12 protein-coding genes are annotated in these 10463 nt (G+C 32.3%); 8 read left to right on the top strand and 4 right to left on the bottom strand.

Annotation, left to right across the window (positions count from 1 at the left end):
• Positions 1 to 305: 305 nt before the first annotated feature.
• On the bottom strand, positions 306 to 1925 hold the full coding sequence (locus B2X73_RS08625; protein ID WP_291064735.1) for a glycoside hydrolase family 10 protein: 1620 nt from the start codon (positions 1923 to 1925) through the stop codon (positions 306 to 308).
• Between the two features lie 185 nt (positions 1926 to 2110).
• Between B2X73_RS08625 and B2X73_RS08620 the strand changes: the two genes are divergently transcribed.
• Complete coding sequence (locus B2X73_RS08620; protein ID WP_291047081.1) at positions 2111 to 2545, top strand: potassium channel family protein; 435 nt, start codon at positions 2111 to 2113, stop codon at positions 2543 to 2545.
• 36 nt (positions 2546 to 2581) lie between these two features.
• On the opposite strand, the gene B2X73_RS08615 is transcribed toward B2X73_RS08620, so the two are convergent.
• Together B2X73_RS08615 and B2X73_RS08610 are read right to left on the bottom strand one after the other, a co-directional pair.
• Positions 2582 to 3316, bottom strand: a complete 735-nt coding sequence (locus tag B2X73_RS08615; protein ID WP_291047082.1) for a DUF2911 domain-containing protein — start codon at positions 3314 to 3316, stop codon at positions 2582 to 2584.
• 4 nt (positions 3317 to 3320) lie between these two features.
• Positions 3321 to 3482: a DUF5522 domain-containing protein gene (locus tag B2X73_RS08610; RefSeq protein ID WP_160279602.1), complete on the bottom strand. Its 162-nt coding sequence runs from the start codon at positions 3480 to 3482 to the stop codon at positions 3321 to 3323.
• Between the two features lie 159 nt (positions 3483 to 3641).
• Between B2X73_RS08610 and B2X73_RS08605 the strand changes: the two genes are divergently transcribed.
• The 3 genes from B2X73_RS08605 to B2X73_RS08595 are packed head-to-tail and all read left to right on the top strand — an operon-like array spanning position 3642 to position 5962.
• Positions 3642 to 3968, top strand: coding sequence for a hypothetical protein (locus tag B2X73_RS08605; RefSeq protein WP_171622282.1), 327 nt, complete (start codon positions 3642 to 3644; stop codon positions 3966 to 3968).
• The gene (locus B2X73_RS08600) at positions 3969 to 4886 is read left to right on the top strand and encodes a 1-aminocyclopropane-1-carboxylate deaminase/D-cysteine desulfhydrase (protein WP_171622283.1); all 918 of its coding nucleotides are present in this window, start codon (positions 3969 to 3971) and stop codon (positions 4884 to 4886) included.
• Entirely contained in the window at positions 4883 to 5962 is a 1080-nt protein-coding gene (locus tag B2X73_RS08595; RefSeq protein WP_291071537.1) for a glucosaminidase domain-containing protein, read from the top strand. Before B2X73_RS08600 ends, B2X73_RS08595 begins: the two co-directional genes overlap by 4 nt.
• Before the next feature lie 42 nt (positions 5963 to 6004).
• Here the strand turns inward: B2X73_RS08595 and B2X73_RS08590 are convergent, their stop codons facing one another.
• The gene (locus tag B2X73_RS08590) at positions 6005 to 6589 is read right to left on the bottom strand and encodes a TlpA family protein disulfide reductase (protein WP_181816294.1); all 585 of its coding nucleotides are present in this window, start codon (positions 6587 to 6589) and stop codon (positions 6005 to 6007) included.
• Positions 6590 to 6747: 158 nt separating this feature from the next.
• Here B2X73_RS08590 and queA point away from each other — a divergent pair, with 158 nt between their 5' ends.
• The 4 genes from queA to B2X73_RS08570 form a co-directional block, all read left to right on the top strand.
• Entirely contained in the window at positions 6748 to 7797 is a 1050-nt protein-coding gene (queA, locus tag B2X73_RS08585; RefSeq protein WP_038336356.1) for a tRNA preQ1(34) S-adenosylmethionine ribosyltransferase-isomerase QueA, read from the top strand.
• Between the two features lie 7 nt (positions 7798 to 7804).
• The gene (gene rlmN / locus B2X73_RS08580; protein WP_038336309.1) at positions 7805 to 8854 is read left to right on the top strand and encodes a 23S rRNA (adenine(2503)-C(2))-methyltransferase RlmN; all 1050 of its coding nucleotides are present in this window, start codon (positions 7805 to 7807) and stop codon (positions 8852 to 8854) included.
• Between the two features lie 11 nt (positions 8855 to 8865).
• Positions 8866 to 9819, top strand: a complete 954-nt coding sequence (locus B2X73_RS08575; protein WP_286495588.1) for a hypothetical protein — start codon at positions 8866 to 8868, stop codon at positions 9817 to 9819.
• Positions 9820 to 9875: 56 nt separating this feature from the next.
• Positions 9876 to 10463, top strand: a 588-nt coding sequence (locus tag B2X73_RS08570) for a polyprenyl synthetase family protein (protein WP_414647161.1), incomplete at its 3' end; no start/stop codon positions are given.

Genomic DNA, 10463 nt, shown 5'->3' with positions numbered 1-10463 from the left:
AACGTTTAGGACGCTAATGATAAAAAATATGCAGAATATAAACGTTACTGAATAAATAATACCTAATGCTGTATTTTTAAACGTAAAATCTTGAAAATTAAACTCTCTTAACAAAGCTAGTCCTATTGGAAATGCAATAAGCGCAAAAATAATATTGAAACCTATTTTATTTTTCATATAATTATGGTTATTTAAATATGTGTTAAACTATTAATGTATAATCAAATATACAAAAACAACAAAGTTGTAAAAACAAAAAAATCCCCAACTTTCGTTGAGGATTTATATTTAGAGAAATTCTATTCTTAATTAATTTTTTGAGCAACGTAATCACTTTCGTTCCCTAAACGATCAACAGCTTTTAGTGCAACTGCCGTTAAGCTTTTACCATCTTTATGTTTCAAAATTGTTTGGTTTGTTTTGGTTTTATCCAAAATAGATGTTTCCCAATCGTTGTTGTAACGTGTATATAAAATCCATTTCGAAACATTCGAATTCATTTTATAATCATTCCAATTCATCACAACTTCTGATGCTTTTGCATTTACAGACAAACTTGGTTTTGCCAAACGATCTGCTTTTATCCAATTCATAGTTGGCACCAAAGCTTTAGCTTTGTATGGACCTTCTTTCAGATAACTCAACATCGAAGGATTTTTCGTTAATCCAGCAATACTCCAGTGAATAACACCCACATTGTTTTGTAAAATTTCTCCAGCCATTTTTACCTGATTTGTAATCTCAGTTGTTCTATCCGAAACTTTCACTTCTACAGTATTCAAACCTGGCCAAAGATGACGATTATGTGTGTTTTCTGATTTCCACCATTCTAATAATTTCGGAAAACTTTGTCCTGTCGAATTAATTGGCCAATACAATTGTGGCGAAAAATAATCAACCCAACCTTTGTTCAACCATAATTTTGCATCTGCATACAATTCATCATATTGCGAAGAACCTGTAATTCCAGCAGGATATCCTGGTTTCCAAATTCCAAAAGGACTAATACCAAATTTTACAAAAGGTTTTTCTGCTTTGATTTCTTTATAAATACGCTCAATAATTGTATTCACATTTTGACGACGCCAATCTGCTCTCGACAACATTCCTCCATTATTCTTGTAAACATTCCAAGTTGAATTATCTGGAAAGTCTGCACCACCATTATACGATGCATATGGATAGAAATAATCATCAAAATGAACACCATCAATATCATAACGCGAAACGATATCACGAACAACTTCCGAAACGTGATCTTGCGTTTTTTTGTCAGCAGGATCAAACCAATACATACCATTCTTCAATCTGACCACATTACTTGGCGACCTTTTCACCATCGACTCACTTGTCACCGGCCCTCCACTACTGTGATGCGCTCTGTAAGGATTTAACCAAACATGCAACTCAATTCCACGTTTGTGCGCTTCTTCCACCCAAAACTCTAACGGGTCATAATATGGAGAAGGCGCTTTTCCTTCTTCTCCAGTTAAGAAGTAAGACCAAGGTTCAAAATTACTTTTGTACAAAGCATCTGCCGCTGGACGAACCTGAAAAATAACTGCATTAAAATTGTTTGCTTCTAACATATCCAACAACTTTATCGCTTCATCTTTTTGTTGCGTTGTCGTTAAATCTTTTTTAGAAGGCCAGTTAATATTTGCAACAGAAGCTACCCAAGCCGCTCGGAACTCACGATTTACTTCTGGTAATTTCACTGTAAAAACTTCATCTTTCTTATTCGAAATTTCAGTTTTTGATGTAGTAAGAATAGTTGTTTGCGTAGATTCTACAGGTTTTATAGGCTGCTTAGATTCTACTTTTTTATAAACTATTTTTTTCGAATTTTTATTTGAAGCACACGAAGATAAGCCAATTGTAGCTATTCCGAAACACATCAAAATATATTTAAAATTAATATTCATTCGTTGAAATATGTATTTTTAACGTTACAAAATTAGTAATAAAGCTTTATTAATCCAGATTTTATCAAATATTTAGGATATCTAGATTTTACTTCTCTATTAAATTTACAAAATTTTTAGCTTCAAAAAGTATTATATAAATTTTATTCTTTACATTTTTGTACTCGCCTATAATAGATAAAAATATGTTTCTAATTATATGTTATGGCGTATTGATTATTTGTGTGAATGTTATTTTACAATCAACTGTCACTGTTTATTCGCTAAAATATCTACATAAATTTAATCTCAAAAAACAACATTTAACGTTTAGTCAAGTAATTTGGCAAATGGCATTATCTGTTTCTTTGCTTACTTTGTTACATGGCGCACAATATACAATTTGGGCGGCTACTTTTTATTTCAATCCAAATATTGACAATTTGTATAGTTTTCAAGAAGCAATCTATTTTTCATTAATCACATTTACAACCGTTGGTTATGGTGTTGTTGTGATTGATAGTGAATGGAAAATCATGGCTGGATTAGAAGCTATAAACGGAATTATGATGGTTGGCTGGTCAACTGCGTTGATGTTTTCTTACTTACAAATTATCTTAAAAAAGAATATTTCTGAATAAAAAAATCCCTTCAAAAATTTTTGAAGGGATTTTTAATTAATATTTATTTTTTTCCAAATTAACTTTCAATTCTTTGTAATAATCTGGCGCATTTGCATCTTTTTCTAAAGCTGTATTGACCCATTTCAACGCTTGATTTCGATCCAATTTATTCGAATAATAGAAGTTTGCCGAATTGTAAAAATCTCTTGCAGAAGAATTTTCGTTCAATTGATCTCCAATCATTTTTAAAACTTCGTTAATTGTATTCGTTTCAATATCCAAAACAACCGTTGTGTTATCCCAAGCTAATACCAAATTCGCTGATTTTTGCGTCACATTTGTAAAACGAATCTCAAACGTTTCTGTCTTATTGTTCATCGATTTTGTTGACGGAGCTTTCACTTTCAAAGCGATATTCGACTCCTTCCACTCTTTCGGATTTCCCCAGTTTTTCGTGTCTTTGTAAAAAATTACCTCCCACTCCTCTTTATTCGGAATGCTATACAACGCATATTCGCCAGCAGCCAACTCTTGTCCATTCACTTTGATTGGTTTATCAAATTTGATGACCGTATTTTCATTCGCACCAGTTCGCCAAACTTCTCCATTCGGTACCAATTTTCCAAATACTTTTCTTCCGTTTACATTTGGTCGATTATATTCAACTTCAAATTCTGTTAAACCTACTTTTTGTTCAACTTCAGCATGAGAACTTACCGCGGGAAATTTCATTTGAGCAAAAGCACAACTTCCTATTAACAAAGCTAAAACTGTTGATGTTATTTTCATATAATTATTTCTTATTCTTTATTTTATCTGTTTTTTTATCGTATCCATACGGACAATGTTTGCATCCACTTTTACAACAATACCCTCTTTTTTTTAGATATTGTTCAGTAAATATTCTGAAACCTTCTGGAGATAAATAATAATCTCCTTCTTCAAACTTTTTCATTTCTAACGCTGTGAATTTACAACTTTTATCTATAAACTATCATTAATTTTGGTATGATAATTATTTGCGAAACTTCTTCTAAATTTACGCTTTTTAACGCTTTTTAAATCAATATCTCTCAGATTGCTTAATTTTGACACAGAATCGAGTTAGTAAATCATGTTTGTAGTTGTTTTGAATCGTTTATTTCGCAAGAACTTTATCGGAATTACCATTTTTCCGTTTATTTTTTTGAGAGATAAAAAATTAAAGAATGATACTGTTTTAATCAATCATGAAACCATTCATATTATTCAACAACTCGAACTTTTAGTTGTCTTTTTTTATCCTTTTTATTTGATAGAATATATGATTCGATTAGTTCAATACCGTGATCAACACAAAGCGTATCGAAATATTAGTTTTGAGCGTGAAGCGTATGCAAATGATCATAATTTGAATTATTTAAAAGAACGAAAATTTTATAGTTTTCTAAAATATTTGTAAATGATTTGGAACGATTATAAAGCTCAAATACAGCCGATTGATATTACGCATATAACTTCTCAGAAAATTCAACTTTCTATTTTGAGAGAAGATTTAATTCATCCTGAAATTTCTGGAAATAAATACCGAAAACTAAAATATAATTTTATTGAAGCTGAAAAATTGGGTTTCAAAAAATTAGTAACATTTGGAGGTGCTTTTTCTAATCATATAGCAGCGACTGCTGCGGCAGGTAAAATTCATGATTTCGAAACAATAGGCATTATACGAGGAGAAGAGTTAATTGATAAAATTGATGAAAATCCAACCTTACGTTTTGCTGAAAAATGCGGAATGCAGTTGCATTTTATTTCGAGAGAAGAGTATAGGAAAAAAGATGAAATTAAATTTTTAGATGATTTAAATACTAAATATCCAGACGCTTACGTTATTCCAGAAGGAGGTACAAATGAGTTAGCTATAAAAGGTTGCGAAGAAATTTTGTATGCAGATTGTTTCGATTTCGATTATATTGCTTCGGCGATCGGAACTTGTGGAACAATTGCTGGTTTGATTGAAAGTTCTAAATTGCATCAAAAAATAATAGGCTTTCCAAGTTTAAAAGGGAATTTTATTCCAAAAGAGATAGAAAAATTGACAAATAAAACGAATTTTACTATTTTTAACGAATATCATTTTGGTGGATATGGAAAAGTTTCGGATGATTTAATTACTTTTGTAAATGATTTCAAGCGAATTAACCATATTCAATTGGATCCTATTTATACAGGAAAGATGGTTTTTGGTATTTTCGAATTGATTAAAAATCATTATTTTAGTGATAACTCTAAAATTCTTATCGTTCATACAGGCGGACTACAAGGAATAGAAGGGATGAATAAACTTTTAAAAAAGAAGAATAAAAATATTATAGAATGAGAAAATTGTTGTACGTTTTTAGCTTTGTTTTGGCCATGTCAACACAAGCCCAAGAAAGTAGAGACATAACTTACATTCGAAAACATGCTATTTTAGCTGTTGAAGAAATGCAACTTTACAAAGTTCCGGCAAGTATAACTTTAGCACAAGGTTTATTAGAAACAGGTGGAGGGCAAAGTAGATTAGCTGAGCAAGCAAATAATCATTTTGGTATAAAATGTAAAGGACCAGCAGAATGGTCGTTGGATAAACCAAGAATTTACCACGATGATGATGCAAAAGGCGAATGTTTCAGAAAGTATCTTTCAGTTGAAGAAAGTTACAGAGATCACTCAGAATTTTTGGCATTAAGACCCTATTATAAGGCTTTATTTAATTTGGATCCAACAGATTTTAAAGCTTGGGCTCATGGATTAAAAAAAGCTGGTTATGCAACAGATTCAAAATATGCGTTTAAATTAATCTCTCGAATAGAAAAATATAATTTAGATCAATTTGATAAGATTTCAGCTGAAGAAGTTTTTGCTAAGTTATACGCATTATATAACAATCAAGATGATTTGATGTTAGCGAATAATTCTTCTAAACAGATGAAAAATGAGCCTAAATCAATCAAAGAAGAAGTTATTTTAGCTTCTTACCAACCCAAAGAAAATATTGTAGAAAAGAATGAGCCTATTGTAAATAACAAAACGGTTGTTTATGAAACTCGTCCTCAAAATCCAACAACTCGCATCAAAAATCACAAGAATAACATTCCTTATATTGTTGCACAAGCTGGAGAAACGATAGCGACAATCTCTAAAACGTATAATAAAGTTCCTTCTGATATTGCGAATTTCAATGAAATACAAATGGGATCTAAGTTGAAAGATGGACAAATTGTATTTTTTGGAAAAAAGAAAACAAAAGGTTCTGATTATTCGTACAAAGTACAAGAAGGTGATGATATGTACACGATTTCTCAGCGTTTTGGCGTAAAAGTTAGTAGCTTATATAAACTGAATCGTATGGAGCCAGGTGCGCAACCTAAAGTTGGACAACGAATTAATTTAAAAACTAAAGTTAGAGCATAATGAGCTCAATAATAAAAAAAAGCTTCCAAATGGAAGCTTTTTTTATTTCATCATTTTGAGAATATCAACCAATTGTTGATTGATTCCTCCTGTTTGATAATCCATCGGTGCAGGCGCGCGATCAATCATAATATTTCCTTCTTTGTCTAAAATAATAAAAGTCGGAATGTATTCTATCTTATAATCAAAGCCAAAGTTATCTTCTCTTCCTGCAAATAACTGTACACCAGACATCTGATTTTCTCTCACCATTTTTTCCCAAATTGGCTTATCTTCTAATTTATCCAAAGAAACACTTACAAAATGAATTGGTGCATTATGAAATTGTTTTTCCAATTCTTTCATAAAAGGAATTTGAACTTTGCAAGGTCCACACCATGTTGCCCAAATATCCATGTAGACATATTTTCCTTTGAAATCTGATAAGTCAAATCGTTTTCCATTGATATCAGCCAAAGAAAAATCTGGTGCTTTTATCAATTCTTTCGGAATTTCTGATTCTGGTGATTCTTTTTTTGCAACAGAATCAATCTTTTCTATTTCAGCAGATTCTTCAATTTTTTGTTCGGATTTATTACAACTAAAAAATGTAAAAAACATTGATAGTAATAGTAGTTTCGTTTTCATTTTATTTTTCAAATAAGTATTAAAAAACTTGATAATATCTATAAGTCTTTCGTCAAAAATAAACATTTAAACGTTAGCAATTTCATAAAATACCTCAATTCACTTGACAAAGGGGTATCTGACATCGTATATTTGCAAAAAATTGTACAATTATGAAAATGAAAACCTCCGATTTCGACTTTACTTTACCTGAAGAACTTTTAGCAGATCGCCCTTCTGAAAACAGAGACGAAGCTCGCTTAATGGTTGTTCACCGTGACACCGGAGAAATTGAACATAGACAATTTAAAGATCTTATCGAGTATTTCGACGAAGGAGATGTAATGATTCGTAACAATACGAAAGTTTTCCCTGCTCGTTTGATGGGTAACAAAGAGAAAACTGGTGCTCAAATCGAAGTTTTCTTGCTAAGAGAATTAGATGCTGAGACTCGTTTATGGGATGTTTTGGTTGATCCAGCGCGTAAAATTCGTATCGGAAATAAATTATTCTTCGATAATGATGATACATTAGTTGCAGAGGTTGTTGACAATACAACTTCTCGTGGACGTACTTTACGTTTCTTATTTGATGGATCTTACGAAGAATTCCGTGCAAAATTGAAAGAATTAGGAGAAACTCCACTTCCAAAATATATTTTACGTGATGTTGAACCAGAAGATGCAGAGCGTTACCAAACAATTTATGCAAAACACGAAGGAGCTGTTGCTGCACCAACAGCTGGTTTACACTTTTCTAAACACTTATTAAAACGTTTAGAAATTAAAGGTGTTGATTTTGCTGAATTAACATTACACATTGGTTTAGGAACTTTTCAAGCTGTAGAGGTTGAAGATTTATCTAAACACAAAATGGAGTCTGAGCAAGTTATTATTCCTCAAGAATCTGCTGATCTTGTAAATCGTGCAATTGACGAGAAGAAAAAAGTTTGTGCTATTGGTACAACTTCTATGCGTTCTATCGAATCTTCTGTTTCTGCAGATGGTCATTTAAATGCATTTGATGGTTGGACGAACAAATTTATTCACCCACCATACGATTTCTCTATTGCAAATTGTATGATTACAAACTTCCACACACCAAAATCTACATTAATCATGATGATTTCTGCGTTTGCTGGACACGATTTAACAATGAAAGCATACAACGAAGCTGTAAAAGAAGGATACAAATTCTACTCTTACGGAGATGCAATGTTAATCTTATAAGACAAGTTTGAGTACAACAAAAAAAGATATACGAAAGCTTTCACAAGCTGAGATTGAAGATTATTTCAAAGAGATTGGAGAAAAATCATTCCGCGCAAAACAAGTGTACGAATGGTTATGGAAAAAGAATGCGCATCAATTTGATGACATGACGAATATCTCAAAAGCTCTACGTGAGCAATTGGGAGAATCTTTCCAAATTCAACCTGTTGAAGTTGATCTTCTACAAAAATCTAACGACGGAACCATCAAGAATGCGGTTAAACTTCATGATGGTAACGTTGTGGAATCTGTTTTAATTCCGACTGATTCTCGCACAACTGCATGCGTTTCTTCGCAAGTTGGTTGTAGCTTGGATTGTACTTTTTGTGCAACAGCGCAATTAAAACGTATGCGTAACTTAACAGCTGCCGAAATCGTCGATCAAGTTGTGATTATCGATGAAGAAAGTAAACGTTATTTCAATCGTCCTTTAAGCAATATCGTATTTATGGGAATGGGAGAACCTTTGTTAAATTATAACGAAGTAATTTCTGCCATCAAAAAAATCACATTGCCAGAAGGACTAGGAATGGCTCCAAGACGAATTACAGTTTCTACTTCGGGAATTCCTAAAATGATTGAAAAACTGGCTGACGAAGATTTACGTGTTAACCTTGCGGTATCTTTACATTCGGCTCGAGAAGAAGTTCGTAATGTGATTATGCCTTTTTCTGTTAAATTTCCGTTGACGGATTTAATGGATAGTCTTCAATATTGGTACCAACAAACAGGTTTACGAATTACGTTCGAATATATTGTTTGGGGCGGTGTTAATGATAAAAAAGAAGATATCGATGCATTGGTAAAATTCTGTCGAAAAATTCCTTCTAAAGTGAATATTATCGAATATAATTCGATTGATGACGGAATCTACAAACAAGCATCAGAAGAAGCAGTTAACAATTATATCAAAGCTTTAGAATCCAACAATATTGTGGTAAATGTACGTCGTAGTCGCGGAAAAGATATTGATGCAGCTTGCGGACAATTAGCCAATAAAACTGGAAATGATTAAAACATAATCAAATGAAATATTTAGCCATATTTTTATTTTTGATTCTGACTAAATTCTCTTTCGCGCAAATAGTAGAAAACATCGATACAATTTCTATTGATGATTATAAAATGGAAAGTATCAACTTACCGCCTACTTTGAACGAAATTTCGACTTTAGAATATGAAAAAGAAGATAAAAATGTGGCTTCTTTTTGGGGTTTAAACGATTCTGATTCCAAACCAGAATTGTATCGTTTTGATGCAAAAACAGGTAAAATTATCAATACTATTTTCATCACAAATGCTCCAAATATCGATTGGGAAGAAATGTCTTCGGATGATAATCGAATTTATTTTGCTGATTTTGGAAATAATTTGGGCAAACGAAAAGATTTAGCCATTTATTTTATCCAGAAATCAAACATCGATTATTCAAAATCTTATCAGCAATTAAAAGCTGAAAAAATAGAATTTTATTATCCAGATCAAGAAACTTTTCAGTTCAAAAATATGACGACAAATTGGGACGCAGAAGCATTTTTTGTCTACCAAAATCAATTGCATATTTTTACAAAAGAATGGTCAAATATGTCAACGTCTCATTATGTTGTTCCTATTGACTCTTCTAAAAAACACGCAGCCAAAAAGTTAGAAACTTTTCCTACAAATTACGCTGTAACTGCTGCTTATATCGATGCTGATGTAAATAGTTCTACCAAAGGAGTTTATCTGTTAGGCTACACAAAAGAAGCGTTAACGTTTATCAGTTGGTTTGATTTGCCAAAAGATAACAATCAGTTATTCTTCACTTCTCAAGTTAAAAAAATAAGTTTACCTTTGGGCTTCACGACACAGTTGGGACAATTGGAAGGTATTTCAGTTTTGCCAACCGAAAACAAAATTTGTTTTAGCGGAGAGGAATTTAATTATAAAGGATTCTATGCAAAACAGGTTGTACATTGCATCAATAATTTTACGAATTAAAAAACTAAATTTTGGGTAACACGGTAGATTTGATTAAAGCTCCGATCGCGGAGGAAATGAAATTGTTTGAACAGAAATTCTTCGAATCGATGAAGAGTAATGTTTCGCTTCTTGACCGTATTTCCAATTATATCGTGCGTAGAAAAGGAAAACAAATGCGTCCGATGTTTGTATTTTTAACTGCAAAATTAAATGGCGAAGTACAAGAACGTACCTATCGTGCAGCTTCTTTTATCGAGCTTATTCACACCGCAACTTTGGTACACGATGATGTAGTGGATGATAGTACATTGCGTCGTGGTTTCTTTTCACTTAATGCGATTTGGAAGAACAAAGTAGCTATTTTGGTGGGAGATTATTTTTTATCAAAGACCTTAATTATTTCGACTAAAAACAAAGATTTCGATTTACTTGAAGTTGTTTCGGTTGCGATACAGGAAATTTCGGAAGGTGAATTATTGCAAATCGAAAAAGCGCGAAAACTTGATATTACAGAAGATGTATACTTCGAGATTATTCGAATGAAAACGGCAACGCTTATCGCAGCTTGTTGTGAAGCTGGTGCGCGTTCTGTTGGTTGTTCGGAAGAAGTAGCGAAGAAAATGCATCGCTTTGGTGAATTGGTTGGAATTGCCTTTCAGATC

The sequence above is a fragment of the Empedobacter sp. UBA7252 genome, assembly GCF_002472765.1.
Taxonomy (GTDB): Bacteria; Bacteroidota; Bacteroidia; order Flavobacteriales; family Weeksellaceae; genus Empedobacter; species Empedobacter falsenii_B.
The sequence above is the reverse complement of the archived record's forward strand: the minus strand, read 5'-3'. Positions and strand labels throughout refer to the sequence as shown.